Here is a 14,927-nt window from a genome sequence, read left to right as displayed (position 1 = left end):
GTACGGGAATCGAACCCGCCGTCCCGAGATCCTCGGGACCGTCGACTTTGAAGGTCGGGGAGGCCACCAGGCGCTCACACGCCTCCGCCACCGATCATAGGGGCCCGCCGCGGCGGGCCCCCGTCAGGACGCGTACAGCTCGTCGATGGCCGACTCGTACTTGCCGTGGACGACGCGGCGCTTGAGCTTCAGGGTCGGGGTGAGCTCCTCGCTCTCGGCGGTCCACTCGGCGGGCAGCAGGCGCCACTTCTTCACCTGCTGCACGCGGGCGAGCCGCTCGTTGGCGTCGGCGACGGCGCGGCCGATCTCCTCCAGCACGACCGGGTCCTCGGCGAGCGAGGCGAGGTCGGTCCGCTCGATGCCGTGCGCGGCGGCCCAGACGGGGGCGACCTCGCCGTCGAGGGTGACGAGGGCGACGACGTAGGGGCGGCGGTCGCCGTAGGCGAGGGCCTGCCCGACGAGCGGGTGCTCCTTGAGCATGTTCTCGATCATCGAGGGGGCGATGTTCTCGCCGCCCGCGGTGATGATCAGCTCCTTCTTCCGGTCGACGACGCGCAGGAAGCCGTCCTCGTCGAGGCGCCCGACGTCGCCGGTGTGCACCCAGCCGTCCTCGTCGATGAGGTCGGCGGTGGCCTCGGGCCGGTTGAGGTAGCCGGGGGTGCAGGTCGCGCCGCGCACGAGGATCTCGCCGTCGTCGGCGAGCTTCAGCTCGACGCCGCCGAACGCGCGGCCGACCGTGCCGAGCTTGAAGGAGTCGGCGAGGTTCGCGGTGATCGCGCCGGTCGTCTCGGTCATCCCGTACGCGTCGAAGATCTTCAGGCCGAGGCCGGCGAAGAAGCGGGCGACCTCCTCCGGCAGGGGTGCGGCGGCGCTGGACGCCTGGCCGACCCGGTCGAGGCCGAGCATCGCCTTCATCGGGGTGAGGACGGCCTTGTCGGCCCGCTCGTAGGCGGCGGTGATCTCCGGGGTCAGGGTGTTGCCGAACTCCTGGGCGGTGACGTAGGCGCGGCCGGCGTCGAGGGCGGCGGCGACGGCGGCCTTCTTGGCCTCGTCCTGCTCGGCGGCGAGCACGGCCTGGATCCCCGCCATGATCTTCTCCCAGATCCGCGGGACGCCGAAGAACGAGTGCGGCCGGACCTGCGGGAGGACGGACGTGAGCTTCGTCGGGTCCGGGCAGAAGTGGACGTGCGAGCCCAGCCGGATCGGCAGGTAGTAGCTGAGGACCCGGTCGGCGATGTGCGCGAACGGCAGGTAGGAGACGCCGCACGGGTGGTCGGGCAGCACCGAGCTGCCCCGGACCATCGCGGCCTCGTGCAGCACCATCGAGTGGGTGATCAGCACGCCCTTGGGGTTGCCGGTGGTGCCCGAGGTGTAGAGCAGGGTGACGGTGTCCTCGGGCTTGACGGCCCGCCAGCGCCGGTCGATCTCGGCCGGGTCGGCGGCGAGCGACGAGCGCCCGAGCTCGGTGAAGGCGTCCCAGGTCAGGAAGCGGTCGTCGCCGTCCGGGCAGGCGCCGGCGTCCACCATGATGATCTTGCGGAGGCCGGGCAGCCGGTCGAGGGCGGGCAGCCAGCGGTCGAGCTGGTCGCGGCCGTCGAGGACGGCGTACTTCGCGGCACAGTCGCCGGCCACGAACGCGATCTGCTCGGGCGCGAGCGTCGCGTACACCGTGGTGGGGACGCCGCCGGCGTGGACGGCGCCGAGGTCGGCGAGCACGTGCTCGGACCGGTTCGGCATCATCAGCGCGACGACCTCGCCCGGCCGGAGCCCGAGCGCGGCGAACCCGGCGGCCGTCTCCAGCGCCCGGGCGCGGGTGTCGGCCCAGGTGAGAGTGCGCCAGCCCGCCCCGTCGGGGTCGGAGTAGGCGGGCCGGTCGCCGTGCCGGTCCGCGGTCTCGGCGAGTTCGCCGCAGACCGTCCGGCCCTTGAGGGCGCGGTCGAGTTCCGCGCGCTGCTCCTGGATGCCCATGTCGCCCCTCGTGTCGGTGTCGATGCCGAAGTAAGTGATGACTTGCAGAGTCGAATCGCACCATGCCGAACACTGTTCGGGCAAGGGGTTCGGGAGTCCTTTCGCAGGTGGCGGCCGTTGGTGGTCGCTGGGTGATCGATCCCGTACCGTCCGGTTGTTGATCATTTGCGGTAGTTGTGCATTAAATTTCCCGGTGACCCCCCTCGCCCGCACCGCACGCCTCACCCAGTACGCCCACGGCGGCGGCTGTACCTGCAAGATCCCCCCGGGTGAGCTGGAACGCGTCGTGGCCGGGCTCACCGGCGGCGGCGCCCCGCTGCTGACCGGCGGCGAGGACGGCGACGACGCCGCGGCGGTGCGGATGGGGGACGGGCGCGCCGTGCTGTCCACCGCCGACTTCCTGCCCCCGGTCGTCGACGACCCCTACGACTGGGGCCGGATCGCCGCCGCGAACGCGCTGTCCGACGTCTACGCGATGGGCGGCGAGCCGCTGATGGCGCTGAACCTGCTGGCCTGGCCCGGCGACCTGCTGCCCGGCGACCTCGCCCGCGAGGTCCTGCGCGGCGGCCGGGACGTCGCCGCCGCCGCGGGCTGCGCCATCGCCGGCGGCCACAGCATGGACGACCCCGAGCCCAAGTACGGCCTCGCCGTCACCGGCGTCGCCGACCCGGACCGGCTGCTGCGCCTGGACGGCGGCCGCGCCGGGGTCCCGCTGACGCTGACGAAGCCGCTCGGCCTCGGCGTCCTGAACGCCCGGCACAAGGCGACGGGCGAGGCGTTCCCGCAGGCCGTGGAGACGATGACCGCGCTCAACGACGCCGCCGCGCGGGCAGCCCTGGACGGCGGCGCCCGCTGCGCCACCGACGTCACCGGGTTCGGGCTGCTCGGCCACCTGTTCAAGCTGGCGCGGGCGAGCGGCGTCACCGCCGTCGTCGACGCCGCCGCCGTCCCGTACCTGGACGGCGCCCGCGCCGCCGTCCGCGACGGGTTCGTCCCCGGCGGCACCCGCCGGAACCTGTCGTGGGTGTCGCCGCACGCCGACTTCCGCCGGATCGGCGAGGAGGAACGGCTGCTGCTGGCCGACGCGCAGACGTCCGGCGGGCTGCTGGTGGCGGGCGAGATCCCCGGCGCGCCGGTGATCGGCGAGCTGGTGCCGCGCGGCCGCCGCGCGCTCGTGGTGCGCTAGCCGATCTTTGGGTAGGACCCCCGTCGCGATGATCGGGGGGAGGTCGCATGGCGGGTGCGCCGGTTCGGGGAGAACGTACGTTCTTCGGCCATCCGTGGGGGCTGGCCACGCTGTTCTTCACGGAGATGTGGGAACGCTTCAGTTTCTACGGGCTGCGGGGGATCCTCGTTCTCTTCCTCATCGCGCCGCCCGCGGAGTCCGGACTCGACATGGAGGAGGGCACGGCGAAGGCGCTCCTCGGCGTCTACATGTCGATGGTGTACTTCGTCGCCCTGCCGGGCGGCTGGATCGCCGACCGCGTCCTCGGCGCCCGGCGGGCCGTCCTGTGGGGCTGCGTCGTCATCATGCTCGGGCACGTGTCGATGGCGATCCCGGGCGGCGCCGGGTTCGTCTACCTCGGCCTCGTGCTGATCATCCTGGGGACCGGGCTGCTCAAGCCCAACATCTCCACCATGGTCGGCAAGCTCTACGCGGGACAGGACGACGCCCGCCGCGACGCCGGGTTCTCCATCTTCTACATGGGCATCAACATCGGCTCCCTCGCCCCCTTCCTCGTCGGCTGGCTCGGCGAGAAGGTGAACTGGCACGCCGGGTTCGGCGCCGCCGCCGTCGGCATGGCGATCGGGCTCGTCCAGTACGTGCTCGGCTCGCGGCACCTGCGCGGGGTCGGGGACGTCCCGGGCCACCGGCTCACCCCGGACGAGCGCCGCACGTTCGTCCGGTACGTCCTCGGCGGCCTCGCCCTCACGGCCATCATCGTGGCGATCCTCGCGGGGATCGGGGAGCTCACGGTCGACGCCGTCACCGTCGCGCTGACCGTGCTGGCGCTCGTCGTCCCCGCCGTCTACCTCGGCTACCTGCTGCGCAGCCACGAGGTCACCGACGAGGAGCGCGTGCGGCTGCGCGCCTACGTGTGGCTGTTCATCGGCGCCGCCGTCTTCTGGATGATCTACGACCAGGCGCCCGGGCCCCTGAACGTCTTCGCCGACGAGCACGTCGACCTGAACTTCTTCGGCTGGCGGATGCCGACGAGCTGGACGCAGAACATCAACCCCATCCTCATCATCTGCTTCGCCGCCGTGTTCGCTTGGCTGTGGACGACGCGGTTCGGGCGCCGCGTCAGCACCCCGCAGAAGTTCGCGTTCGCGCTCGTCATGGTGGGGCTGTCGTTCGTCGTGATGTCGATGGCGGCGGCCGCCGCCGACGGCGGCCGGGTGACGATCGCGTGGCTGGTCGCGGTCTACCTGCTGCAGGTGTTCGGGGAGCTGTCGCTGTCGCCGGTCGGCCTGTCGGTCACCACCCGGCTGGCGCCGCACGCCTTCGCCAGCCAGATGATGGGCGTGTGGTTCCTGGCCACCGCGGCGGGCGACGCGGTCGGCGGGCAGGTCGCCCGCCTCGAGGACGCCTGGGGGGACGTGCGGTACTTCCTCACGCTGGGCCTGTTCACGATCGTCGCGGGGGCGGCGATGTTCGCGTTCGTCCGGTCCCTGCGCCGCCTGATGGGCGAGGAGCACGCCCCGCCGACGATGGGACGGGCATGACCGTCGCCGGGAGCATCGCCGCCATCGTGCTGGGCGCCGCCGTCGGCGCCCTCGGCCGCCTCGTCACGCCCGGCCGGCCGACCATGCCGGCCTGGGCGACGATCGGGGTCGGCGTCGTCGCCGCGTTCGCCGGGACCGGCCTGTTCGGCCTGTTCGGCCCCGAGGACGCGGCCTGGGGCGTCCGGCAGGCGGCGGTGCAGGTCGGCACGGCGGTCACCGCCGTGATCCTGGTCGCCGCCTGCTGGCCCGCCGGCCACGGGCGCTGACGGCCGGGCCCGGGTCGGCCGCGCGCGGGTCAGCCGCTCGCCGGGCGCAGCACGGGACGCAGGCCGTCCAGGACGTCCGGGTCCTCGATCGTGGACGGGACGGCCACCTCGCGGCCGTCGGCGATCCCGCGCATCGCCGCCCGCAGGATCTTCCCCGAACGGGTCTTCGGCAGCGCCGGGACGACCGTGACCTCCTTCAGCGCCGCGACCGGCCCGACCTGGTCGCGCACCAGCCGCACCAGCTCGGCCGCCAGCTCCGACTCCTCGGCCAGGACGCCGCTCTTCAGCACCACCAGCGCCCGCGGGACCTGCCCCTTGAGCTCGTCCCGCACCCCGATGACCGCGCATTCCGCGACCGCCGGGTGCGCCGCGATGACCTCCTCCATCGTCCCGGTGGACAGCCGGTGCCCGGCGACGTTGATCACGTCGTCGGTGCGGCCCATCACCCACACGTAGCCGTCCTCGTCGATCCGGCCGCCGTCGCCGGTGAGGTAGTAGCCGGGACGCTTGTCCAGGTACGCCTCGACGAACCGCTCGTCGTCCTGCCACAGGGTGGGCAGCGTCCCCGGCGGCAGCGGCAGCCGGATCGCGATGTCGCCGTCCTCGCCCGGCGGCAGCGGCGCCCCGTCCGGGCCGAGGATCCGCACGTCGTAGCCCGGCACCGGCACCGACGGCGACCCCGCCTTCACCGGCATCGGCTCCAGGCCGCGCAGGTTCGCCACGATCGGCCACCCGGTCTCGGTCTGCCACCAGTGGTCCACGACGGGACGGTCCAGGATCCGCTCCGCCCAGTGGCAGGTGTCGGGGTCGAGCCGCTCCCCGGCCAGGAACAGGGCGTCGAACGCCGCCAGGTCGCGCCCGGCGAGCAGCGCGCCCTCCGGGTCCTCCTTCTTGATCGCCCGTATCGCGGTGGGCGCGGTGAACAGCACCTTCACCCGGTGCCGCTCGACGACGCGCCAGAACGCGCCCGCGTCGGGCGTCCCCACCGGCTTGCCCTCGTACAGGACGGTCGTGCAGCCGGTCAGCAGCGGCGCGTACACGATGTAGGAGTGGCCGACGACCCAGCCGACGTCGGACGCCGCCCAGAACACGTCGCCGGGGCCGACGCCGAACACGTTCTCCATCGACCAGCGCAACGCGACCGCGTGCCCGCCGTTGTCGCGCACCACGCCCTTCGGCCGTCCGGTCGTGCCCGACGTGTACAGGATGTAGAGGGGGTCGGTGGCGGCGACGGGGACGCACTCGGCGGGGGCCGCGCCCGCGAGCGCCTCGTCCCACGCGACGTCCCGCGGCCGCTGCAGATCGGCGTGCAGCTGCTCGCGCTGCAGGATCACGCACCGCTCCACCTTGTGGCGGGCCAGGTCGAGGGCCTCGTCGAGCAGCGGCTTGTACGGCACGACACGGGCGCCCTCGATGCCGCAGGACGCCGACACCACTGCCTTCGGGCGGGCGTCGTCGATCCGGACCGCCAGCTCCCGCGCCGCGAACCCGCCGAACACCACCGAGTGCACCGCGCCCAGCCGGGCGCACGCCAGCATCGCGATCACGGCCTCGGGCACCATCGGCATGTACACGACCACCCGGTCGCCGCGGTCGACGCCCTGCGCGCGCAGCGCGCCCGCGAACCGCGCCGTCAGCTCGGTCAGCTCCCGGTAGGTGTAGGTCCGCTCCGTCCCGGTGACCGGGCTGTCGTAGATCAGCGCGGGCTGGTCGCCGCGCCCCTCCTCGACGTGCCGGTCGAGCGCGTTGTCGCACGTGTTCAGCTCGCCGCCGGTGAACCACCGGTAGAACGGCGGGGCGCCGTCGTCCAGCACCCGGTCCGGCGGGACGAGCCACCGCACGTCCCGCGCCGCCAGCCCCCAGAAGCGGGTCGGATCGGCGATGCTCCGTTCGTACGCGGCGGCGTAGGCGCCCATGTGGTCCTCCCGGTGCGGGTCCCCGGCCCCGATCCGCGTATCGGGGCGCACGTCGGTAGGGCCGCACCCCTATAGGGCATGGATCGGGCGCCGTTCGTCAAGGCCCCGCGCCGACCCGTCAGAGCCCGGCGTCGTCCCGCGGATACCGGAGCGCGTTGCCGAGGGCGACGGCCGCGGCCAGCACCGCGCCCGCCCCGACGATCCAGAACGACAGCTCGTACGCGCCCAGCGCCGGGACGTCCGTGCCGTCGATCACCGTCCCGGCCAGGATCGCGGCGGTCACCGCGCCCGCGACGCTTCCGCCGCCCACCCGGACCAGCGAGTTGATGCCGCTGGCGATGCCGCTCTGGTCCATCGGGACGTGCTGCACCGCGAGCGTCCCCAGCGCCGCGTACGCCACCCCGAACCCGAGGCCCTGCACGCCACTGAAGATCAGCATGTCGAGGCCGCGGTCGTTGGAGAACGCGAGCCACAGGTAGCTCACGCCGGCGATCGCCGCGCCCGCCGCGAGCGTGTACGCGGGCCCGATCCGCGCGCTGATCCGCCCCGACTGCATGGACGACAGCAGCATCGTCGCCGTGCTCGGCAGCATGTACAGGCCGACGTCCAGCACCGTGCCGTCCAGCCCGTACCCGACCTCGTCCGGGTCCGCCTGGACGAACGACGCGATCAGCGTGAACGCCGCGAACATCGAGAACCCGAGCAGCGCCGACGCGACGTTCGCCGACAGCGACCGCGCCCCGACCAGCAGCGACAGCCGCACCAGCGGCTCGCGCACCCGCAGCTCCAGGACCGTCCACGCCGCGCACAGCACGGCCGCCGCGCCGAACAGGCCGAGCACGCCCCCGGACGTCCAGCCCCACGCGTTGCCCTGGCTGATGCCGAGCAGCAGGCACGTCAGCCACCCCGCGAGCAGCACCGCGCCCGGCACGTCCGGACGGCCGCCCGCGCGGGCGCCGACGTCCCGGGCGGTCACGGTGACCAGGACGAGCGCGAGCGCGCCGAGCGCGGCGGCGATCCAGAACACCGGCCGGTGGCTGGTGGTGCGGTCGGCGATCAGCCCGGTCACGATCATGCCGATGCTGCCGCCGACGCCCATCGTCGCGCTGACCACGCCGATCGCCGTGGTGATCCGGTCGCGCGGGAACGTGTCGCGGATCATCCCGATGGCGAGCGGCACCATCACCGACGACACGCCCTGCAGCGACCGTCCCGCGATGAGGGTCCCGAGCGAGCCGGACGCCGCGCACAGCACCGAGCCCGCGATCAGCAGCACCAGCGCCAGCAGGATCATCCGCTTCTTGCCGTACATGTCGCCGAACCGCGTCAGCAGCGGCGTCGCGACCGCGCCCGCCAGCAGCGACGCCGTGAACACCCACGTCACCGCCGTGACCGACGCGTCGAAGGTGCCCATGAGCTGCGGCAGCAGCGGGATCACCAGGGTCTGCTGCACCGACACGACCATCCCCGCCGCGGCGAGCGCGACCAGCGTCAGCGTCGTGTGCGCGGGGGCGGCGGGCCGCCGTCGTGCCGCCGCGGCGGCCCGGCGGGGGACGTCGGTGGGCGCGCCGGTCATCGGGGGGACCTCCAGACGCTCCGGGCGAATACGGGCACCCGGCACTGTAATTACTAAAGCTAAGTATTAGCACTGTCCTGGATGGAACGATCGGGCGGCGTCCGGTTTCGGCTTCCACATCCGGAAAATCAGGACGGTGATCTTCGCGACGCCGCGGGCCCGCCCGTTCCGGTTTCGCGACGGGCGCGAACGTCCTTAGGGTGGCGTTCCGTGGACCCCGCTTCCGTGGATCTTCGTCTGCACGACCCCCTCCCGCCCGTCCGGACCGCGTGATGCAGGTCCTCGCCACCGCCGGCCACGCCGCGCACGGCAAGTCCTCGCTCGTGCGCGCCCTGACCGGCATGGAGCCGAAGGAGCCCGGCCCGGCGCTGACCGGCACCGCCTGGACGCGGCTGCCGTCCGGCCGCCGCGTCGCGTTCGTCGACGTCCCGGGGGACCCGCGCTCGGTCCCGGCCGTCCTGGCCGGCCTCGCGCCCGCCCCGGCCGTGCTGCTGGCCGTCGCCGCCGACGAGGGCTGGATGCCGCAGTCCCAGGAGCACCTGGAGGCCGCGGCCGCGCTCGGCGTCCGCAACGGGGTCCTGGCGATCACCCGGGCGGACGTCGCCGACCCGAGGATCGCGCTGCGGCAGGCCCGCGAACGCCTCGCCGGCACCGCCCTCGCCGCCGCCGAGGCCGTCGCCGTCAGCACCGTCACCGGCACCGGGACCGCCGAGCTGGCCGCCGCCCTCGACCGGCTCGCGGGACGCCTCCCCGTCCCCGACCCGGACGCGCCCGTCCGGCTGTGGGTCGACCACGCGTTCACCGCCGGACGGCAGAGCGTCGTCACCGGCACCCTCGGCGCCGGGACCATCCGCGTCGACGACGAACTGCTCCTCATGCCCGCGGGCGAGCGCGTCCGCGTCCGGACGATCGGCTGCGCGGGGGAGCCCCGCGACGAGATCGGCGGCGTGTCCCGCGTGGTCCTCACCCTCCGCGACGCGGGCCCCGTCGCGCCCGGGATGGCCCTCGTCGCGCCCGGCCGCTGGTCGCCGACCACCTGCGTGGACGTGCGCACCCGCTTCGGCGAGGCGTCCGGCCGGCTCGCCCGCCGGATGACCCTGCACATCGGCGCCGCCGCCGTCCGCGTCGCGCTGCGCCCCCTCGGCCCCGACACCGCGCGGCTCACCCTCAACGCGCGGCTCGCGCTGCACGTCGGCGACACCGGCGTGCTGCGCGACCCCGACCGCCGCGCCATCGCGGGCGTCAGCGTCCTCGACGTCCGCCCGCCGACCCTGGTGCGGCGCGGCGCCGGCGCCGCCCGCGCCCGCGAGCTGGCGTCCTGGCCCGACCGCCCCGACGGCGCCGTCGTGCTGCGCCGCCACGGCGTCCTGCGCCGCGCCGACCTCACCGGGATGGGCTGCGCGGTCCCGCCGGACGCCGTCCCGCTGAACGGCGAGTGGGTCGCCGACCCCGCCCACTGGGAGACGCTGCGCGACCGCCTCGCCGCCGAGACCGCCCGGCACGCCGCCGAGCACCCCGGCGCCCCGGGCCTCCCGCTGGAGACCGTCCGCCTCCGGCTCGGCCTGCCCGCCCGCGAGCTCGTCGCCGCCCTCGCCCGCCCGCCGCTGCGCATCGAGGGCGGCCGCGTCCACGCCCCCGCCACCCCACCGAACCCCCCGACCGAACCCCTCGCCCCACCCCCCGACCCGCTCCCCCTTCCCAAGCCGACTCCGCACCCCGAGTCGGTCGCGGGAGTCGAGTCGTCCGCTCGGGAGGAGGCGGGCGCGGAGGCTGGACCGGCCTCACGTGCCGAGTCGGGTTCTGGGGGCGAGTCCGGGAGCGGGGTGGAGGGCGGCGGCGAGGAGGTGGCCGGGGCCGCTGGGGCGCCGGTGTGGGCGGACGGCGTGGCGCGGCTGCGGGCGGAGCTCGCGGAGGACCCGTTCGGCGCGCCCGCCGCCGAGCGGCTGGCCGAGTTCGGGCTGACCGGGGACGTGCTCGCGGACGCGGCCCGCGCGGGGGCCGTGCTGCGCCTCGCCGACGGGGTCGTCCTGCTGCCCGGCGCCGACCGGGAGGCGCTGCGGATCCTGTCGGCGCTGCCGCAGCCCTTCACCCCCGACCAGGCCGGGGAGGCGCTGGCCGCGCCGCGCCGGGTCGCCGTCGCGCTGCTGCGGCACCTGGACGGGCTGGGGCTGACCGAACGCCGCCGGTCCTGACGCGGGGAAAACCCGTTGAAACCGGACCGGCGGGTCTGGCGTCATAGATCACGGTTCGGATCCCCCGCAGAAGGAGAAGGAATGCCGTACCAGACTCTGAAGGGCGGCCGCGTTCCCATCCGGATGTGGACCGACCCCGCCACGGTCGAGGACCAGGCGCTCGACCAGCTCCGCAACGTGTCCGCGCTGCCGTGGGTCGAGGGGCTCGCGGTGATGCCGGACGTCCACTACGGCAAGGGCGCGACCGTCGGCTCGGTGATCGCGATGAAGGACGCCGTGTCCCCGGCGGCCGTCGGCGTCGACATCGGCTGCGGGATGACCGCCGCGAAGTCGACGCTGACCGTGGAGGACATGCCGGACGACCTGTCGGGCATTCGCTCGCGGCTCGAGCGGGCGATCCCGGTCGGGCGCGGCGCGCACAAGGAGGCCGTCGACACGTCCGCGCTGCCCGGCCTGAAGATGCGCGGCTGGTACGAGTTCTGGAAGGGGTTCGACGAGCTGCACCCGGCGGCGCACGCGAAGTTCGGCCGCGCCCGCCAGCAGATGGGGACGCTCGGCGGCGGCAACCACTTCCTCGAGCTGTGCGCGGACGACGACGGCGCGATCTGGCTCGTCCTGCACTCGGGGTCGCGCAACATCGGCAACGAGCTCGCGGCGCGGCACATCGAGGCGGCGCAGAAGCTGCCGCACAACCAGGACCTGCCCGACCCCGACCTCGCGGTGTTCCTCGCGGGCACCGTGAAGATGGACGCCTACCGGCACGACCTGTTCTGGGCGCAGGAGTACGCGCGCCGCAACCGGGCGGTCATGATGGCCCTCGCGCAGAACGTCGTCACCCAGCGGTTCGGCGAGAAGCGCTGCCGGTGGGAACAGGCCATCTCCTGCCACCACAACTACGTGGCGGAGGAGGAGTACGGCGGCGTCGAGCTGCTCGTGACCCGCAAGGGCGCGATCCGCGCGGGCGCCGGCGACCTCGGCATCATCCCGGGCTCCATGGCCACCGGGACGTACATCGTGCGCGGCCTCGGCAACGAGACGGCGTACAACTCGGCGTCCCACGGCGCGGGCCGCAGGATGAGCCGGAACAAGGCCCGCAAGAACTTCACCGTCGAGGACCTCGTCGAGCAGACCAAGGGCGTCGAGTGCCGCAAGGACAGCGGCGTCGTCGACGAGATCCCCGGGGCCTACAAGGACATCGAAGAGGTCATCGAGGCGCAGTCCGACCTGGTGGAGGTCGTCGCGCACCTGCGCCAGCTCGTCTGCGTGAAGGGCTGACCGGTGGCGGGACGGGCGAGGGCGGCGCAGCGGCCGGGCAACGCGCGGCGCGCGGACGACGGCATGAAGCTGCACCGCCGCGCCGTCCGGCTCGACGGGCGGACGCACACCGTCGTCGGGCTCCGGCCGGGGACGGCCGTGCGGTTCGGCACGAACCGGTTCCACGGGACCTGGCACGTGCTGTCGGACCGGCACGGCGCCCGCGTCCTCGGCCGGATGCTGTGGGGGCTGTCGTACCAGGCGCGGCCGGGCACGGTCCTGGTCGTCGACCGCCCGTTCCTCGTCCCGACGCCGTTCGACGCCGACCCGCCCGACCCGATCGTGCTCGTGCCCGGCTGGTGCACCCCGTTCGGGCGGCGGGCCGCCCGCGACCTCGCGCGGCGGCTGCCGCTGCGCGCCGCGCCGGACGGGACCGTCCGGTGGCGGACGCACGGCCTGGACGCCGCGATGCGGGACGAACCGGACTGGGTGCGCGATTCCTGGCGGTGGCCGGAGTCGGGCCGGGTCGAGCGGACGCACGGGCTGATCACGCTCGCGCCCGCCACCCCGCGCGAGGCGCGCTACTGGGCCCTCGCCGCCGCCCGCCTCGACACGTCCGGCCGCTACGGCATGGACTACACCTACCTGGGGGAGTGGGACCACGGGCACCCGGGCGAGATCCAGGTGTTCCGCGACTTCCACCGCGACGTGAGCACGGCGCGGCGGGCGCGCGCCGAGATCCTCGCCCGCCCGGACGCGCCCGCCGACGGCGCCGAGCTGCGGCCGCTGATCTGGCGGCGGCACGGCGCGATCGGGCGCGGCCGGTCCCGCCGCGTCCGCAACTGCCGCCCGCTCGGCCGCCGCGACGCCGAACGGCTCGAGGCGGCGGGGATCTGGACCCTCGACTCCCTCGCGGCGAACGGCCCCGTCGAGGCGTACCTCCTCCTGCGGGGCGGCGCCGGGCGCCGCGTCGACGAGGACCTGCTGTGGACGCTGGAGGCCGCCGTCACCGGCACCGCGCCCGGCGACGTCGCGCCCGGCCGCCGCGCCGAACTGCTGCGCGAGCTCGCTACGCGGACGAAGCGGCCGGCTCCAGCACCCGGTCGATGAACGCCGTGACGTCCCCGAGGACCTCGTCCCGGTTCGTCTCGTTGAACACCTCGTGGCGCGCGCCCGGATAGATCCGCTCGGTCAGGTCCGCGCCCCGCACCGTCTCGATGCCGGTGCGGGTGCCGTCCAGCGGGACGAGCCGGTCGTCGTCGCCGTGCACCCACAGCGTCGGCAGCGCCCCGAGCGACCCGTGCGCGTTGACGCGCCGCAGGCACGCGTCCAGCGCGCGGACGGTCGTCTTCTTGAACGGGCCGTGCCACACCAGCGGGTCGGCGGTGTAGGCGGTGCCGACGGACGGGTCCCGCGAGAGGGTCGCGGTGTCGATCGGCTCGTCCGGCATCTCGTCCAGCGGCAGCAGGTCGTCGACGGTCCGCCAGCGGCCCAGCACCGGACCCGACAGCACCAGCGCCGCGAGGCCGTCGCCGTGCAGCTGCGCGTACCGCGCGGCGATCAGCCCGCCCATCGAATGCCCGATCAGCACCACCGGGAGGTCCGGGTGGTCGCCGCGGGCGGACTCCACGACCGTGTGCAGGTCGGCGACGACGTCCTCGTAGTCCTCGATCAGCACGCGTTCGCCCGCCGACCGCCCGTGGCCCATGTGGTCGGGGCCGCACACGGTCGCGCCGTGCCGCACGAGCGCGTCGGCGACGTGCTCATAGCGGCCGAGGTGCTCGCCGTAGCCGTGCGCGAGGACCGCGACGTAGCGCGGGCCGTCCGCCGCCCAGATCCGCGCGGTGACCGCGCCCCGCACTCCGGCGAACTCCCACTCCCAAGCCTGCGCCACCGGTACCTCCCTCGTCGGTCTCCCTGGAGGATCCTCCAGGAGCACCCTGCCATGATCAGGCGGATACCGTCTCCCGCGATGGAACGAATCGTCAACGTCCGCAATAGGCTGGGGCGATCTACCGGACGTTGGAAAGGGGCGCCCGTGCTCGTCGACGCCTTCGGCCGTACCGCGACGGACCTGCGGGTCTCCCTCACCGACCGCTGCAACCTGCGCTGCTCGTACTGCATGCCGCCCGAGGGGCTCGACTGGCTGCCCCGGCCTGAGCTGCTCACCGACGACGAGGTGGTGCGGCTCGTCGCGCTCGGCGTCGAGCGGCTCGGCGTCCGCGAGGTGCGCTACACCGGCGGCGAGCCGCTGCTGCGCCGGGGCCTGCCCGGGATCGTCCGCCGGACGGCCGCGCTGCGGCCCCGCCCGCAGATCTCGCTGACCACCAACGGGATCGGCCTGGACCGGCTCGCCGCGCCGCTCGCCGACGCCGGGCTGGACCGCGTCAACGTGTCCCTCGACACCCTCGACCGGGCGACGTTCAAGCGGCTCGCGCACCGCGACCGGCTCGACGACGTCCTGCGCGGCCTCGCCGCCGCCCGCGCCGCCGGGCTCGCCCCCGTCAAGATCAACGCGGTGCTGATGCGCGGCGTCAACGACCACGAGGCCGTCCCGCTGCTGCGCTACTGCCTCGAGCACGGCTACCGGCTGCGGTTCATCGAGCAGATGCCGCTGGACGCCCAGCACGGCTGGACCCGCGACGGCATGGTCACCGCGGACGAGATCCTCGAGCGGCTCGGCGCCGCGTTCGCCCTCGCCCCCGAGGACCCGGACGAGCGCGGCAGCGCCCCCGCGGAGAACTTCCTCGTCGACGGCGGCCCCGCGAGCGTCGGCGTCATCGGCTCGGTGACCCGCCCGTTCTGCGGCGCCTGCGACCGGGTGCGGCTCACCGCCGACGGGCAGGTCCGCAACTGCCTGTTCGCCACCGACGAGTCCAACCTGCGGGACGCGCTGCGCGCCGGGGCGTCCGACGACGACCTGGCCGGCCGCTGGCGCGCCGCCGTCCGCGCCAAGCGCGCCGGGCACGGCATCGACGACCCGTCCTTCCTGCAGCCGGCCCGCCCCATGTCGGCGATCGGCGGCTGA

11 protein-coding genes are annotated in these 14,927 nt (G+C 74.5%); 7 read left to right on the top strand and 4 right to left on the bottom strand.

Annotated elements, in window-relative coordinates:
- Positions 1–123: 123 nt before the first annotated feature.
- Positions 124–1,968, bottom strand: a complete 1,845-nt coding sequence (locus tag AB0L25_RS38600) for an AMP-dependent synthetase/ligase (protein ID WP_500178306.1) — start codon at positions 1,966–1,968, stop codon at positions 124–126.
- Positions 1,969–2,161: 193 nt separating this feature from the next.
- Here AB0L25_RS38600 and selD point away from each other — a divergent pair, with 193 nt between their 5' ends.
- From selD to AB0L25_RS38585, 3 genes are read left to right on the top strand one after another with little or no spacing between them, the layout of a single operon-like run.
- Complete coding sequence (selD, locus tag AB0L25_RS38595) at positions 2,162–3,154, top strand: selenide, water dikinase SelD (protein ID WP_500178304.1); 993 nt, start codon at positions 2,162–2,164, stop codon at positions 3,152–3,154.
- Positions 3,155–3,201: 47 nt separating this feature from the next.
- Positions 3,202–4,695, top strand: a complete 1,494-nt coding sequence (locus tag AB0L25_RS38590; RefSeq protein ID WP_500178302.1) for a peptide MFS transporter — start codon at positions 3,202–3,204, stop codon at positions 4,693–4,695.
- Positions 4,692–4,961, top strand: coding sequence for a GlsB/YeaQ/YmgE family stress response membrane protein (locus AB0L25_RS38585; protein ID WP_500178300.1), 270 nt, complete (start codon positions 4,692–4,694; stop codon positions 4,959–4,961). The genes AB0L25_RS38590 and AB0L25_RS38585 overlap by 4 nt, the downstream gene beginning before the upstream one ends.
- 29 nt (positions 4,962–4,990) lie before the next feature.
- Here the strand turns inward: AB0L25_RS38585 and AB0L25_RS38580 are convergent, their stop codons facing one another.
- Together AB0L25_RS38580 and AB0L25_RS38575 are read right to left on the bottom strand one after the other, a co-directional pair.
- Positions 4,991–6,877, bottom strand: a complete 1,887-nt coding sequence (locus AB0L25_RS38580) for a propionyl-CoA synthetase (RefSeq protein WP_500178298.1) — start codon at positions 6,875–6,877, stop codon at positions 4,991–4,993.
- Positions 6,878–6,995: 118 nt separating this feature from the next.
- Positions 6,996–8,453, bottom strand: a complete 1,458-nt coding sequence (locus AB0L25_RS38575) for an MFS transporter (RefSeq protein ID WP_500178296.1) — start codon at positions 8,451–8,453, stop codon at positions 6,996–6,998.
- Between the two features lie 272 nt (positions 8,454–8,725).
- On the opposite strand from AB0L25_RS38575, the gene AB0L25_RS38570 reads away from it, so the two are divergent.
- From AB0L25_RS38570 to AB0L25_RS38560, 3 genes are all read left to right on the top strand, one after another.
- The gene (locus AB0L25_RS38570; RefSeq protein ID WP_500178294.1) at positions 8,726–10,645 is read left to right on the top strand and encodes a GTP-binding protein; all 1,920 of its coding nucleotides are present in this window, start codon (positions 8,726–8,728) and stop codon (positions 10,643–10,645) included.
- An 81-nt stretch (positions 10,646–10,726) separates the two neighbouring features.
- Entirely contained in the window at positions 10,727–11,920 is a 1,194-nt protein-coding gene (locus AB0L25_RS38565) for an RtcB family protein (RefSeq protein ID WP_500178293.1), read from the top strand.
- 3 nt (positions 11,921–11,923) lie between these two features.
- Positions 11,924–13,009, top strand: a complete 1,086-nt coding sequence (locus tag AB0L25_RS38560) for a TfoX/Sxy family DNA transformation protein (RefSeq protein WP_500178291.1) — start codon at positions 11,924–11,926, stop codon at positions 13,007–13,009.
- On the opposite strand, the gene AB0L25_RS38555 is transcribed toward AB0L25_RS38560, so the two are convergent.
- Positions 12,969–13,793, bottom strand: coding sequence for an alpha/beta hydrolase (locus AB0L25_RS38555; RefSeq protein WP_500178290.1), 825 nt, complete (start codon positions 13,791–13,793; stop codon positions 12,969–12,971). The two genes, AB0L25_RS38560 and AB0L25_RS38555, sit on opposite strands and share 41 nt — an antisense overlap.
- A gap of 144 nt (positions 13,794–13,937) precedes the next feature.
- On the opposite strand from AB0L25_RS38555, the gene moaA reads away from it, so the two are divergent.
- Positions 13,938–14,927: a GTP 3',8-cyclase MoaA gene (moaA, locus tag AB0L25_RS38550; protein WP_500178288.1), complete on the top strand. Its 990-nt coding sequence runs from the start codon at positions 13,938–13,940 to the stop codon at positions 14,925–14,927.

The organism is Spirillospora sp. NPDC052242 (assembly GCF_040679555.1).
Lineage (GTDB): Bacteria > Actinomycetota > Actinomycetes > Streptosporangiales > Streptosporangiaceae > Spirillospora.
Note: the sequence above shows the minus strand (reverse complement) of the source record. Positions and strands in the feature narration are given on the sequence as shown.

Bases quoted from the DNA above. Each gene is read 5' to 3' on its own strand.
- AB0L25_RS38590 (WP_500178302.1), top strand. From the start codon at position 3,202: ATGGCGGGTGCGCCGGTTCGGGGAGAACGTACGTTCTTCGGCCATCCG.
- AB0L25_RS38565 (WP_500178293.1), top strand. From the start codon at position 10,727: ATGCCGTACCAGACTCTGAAGGGCGGCCGCGTTCCCATCCGGATGTGG.
- AB0L25_RS38600 (WP_500178306.1), bottom strand. From the start codon at position 1,968: ATGGGCATCCAGGAGCAGCGCGCGGAACTCGACCGCGCCCTCAAGGGC.
- AB0L25_RS38585 (WP_500178300.1), top strand. From the start codon at position 4,692: ATGACCGTCGCCGGGAGCATCGCCGCCATCGTGCTGGGCGCCGCCGTC.
- AB0L25_RS38570 (WP_500178294.1), top strand. From the start codon at position 8,726: ATGCAGGTCCTCGCCACCGCCGGCCACGCCGCGCACGGCAAGTCCTCG.
- AB0L25_RS38580 (WP_500178298.1), bottom strand. From the start codon at position 6,877: ATGGGCGCCTACGCCGCCGCGTACGAACGGAGCATCGCCGATCCGACC.
- AB0L25_RS38575 (WP_500178296.1), bottom strand. From the start codon at position 8,453: ATGACCGGCGCGCCCACCGACGTCCCCCGCCGGGCCGCCGCGGCGGCA.